The sequence below is a fragment of the Candidatus Hakubella thermalkaliphila genome, assembly GCF_013281975.1.
In the GTDB taxonomy this organism is placed as follows: Bacteria; Actinomycetota; Humimicrobiia; order Hakubellales; family Hakubellaceae; genus Hakubella; species Hakubella thermalkaliphila.
Window position 1 is genome coordinate 1 of sequence record NZ_BLRZ01000369.1, and the last position, 796, is coordinate 796.

At 43.2% G+C, this 796-nt stretch carries 1 protein-coding gene; it reads left to right on the forward strand.

The window, feature by feature from the left end; genetic code table 11:
- The coding region (locus HW443_RS12210) for an IS66 family transposase (protein WP_176238333.1) at positions 1-656 on the forward strand (656 nt) is incomplete at its 5' end.
- Positions 657-796: the final 140 nt, after the last annotated feature.

Below are 796 nucleotides of genomic sequence, written 5' to 3' on the forward strand. Positions count from 1 at the left end.
GGAGTCGTGGTTCAGCAGTTGTTGAGGAAGTTCTGGGAAAGAATTATCCGGGAGTGCTTGGCTCAGATTGCTACTCAAGCTATAATTCTGTTAAAGCCAAAGCCAAACAAAAATGTCTCACCCATTATGAAGGAGAGGCAAAGGATATTGAGAAGTTTTATCCATATGATGAAGAGGCAATTGCTTTTACTTCTCAGCTAAAAGACATCTTTAAAAGGGCAAGGGAAGTTAAAAAGGATTGGAAAGTAGAGAAAATCTCTGATGAGGAGGCTCGGGAAAAGGCTGAGGAGTTTGAGGGTGAATTAGATGAGTTATCCAAGAATCCTCTCAAGAATGAAGAAGCAGAAAAACTCAGAGCCAGGCTTATACGGCACAGAAAGGAGAACTTCACCTTCCTTAGATACCACGATGTTGACCCTGACAACAATATTGCCGAGAGAGCTCTACGTCCATCTGTCATTATGAGGAAGATTACTTATGGAAATAATTCTGACACAGGAGCAGAAAATCATCAGATAATGATGAGTGTGATTGAGACAGCTAAAATGAATGGAGTAAATCCTCTCCACATGCTGATGAAATTGACTTCGGGGAGGGAATTTGAGGAACTCAAACAACTTTTGCTTGGAAACTGTCAACAAGGTGCACCTGGGTAGCCCCTTCGGGGGCGATGTGGCTATGTTATGATCTTAATCGGTTTATATAATGTTGCCCGGAGTGGAGTGATGCAGGCTTCCTGGAAGCTTCACAGCTGGCTAATGGATCCCTTTGCCTCTTTTGGCGGGGTAACTAAGGC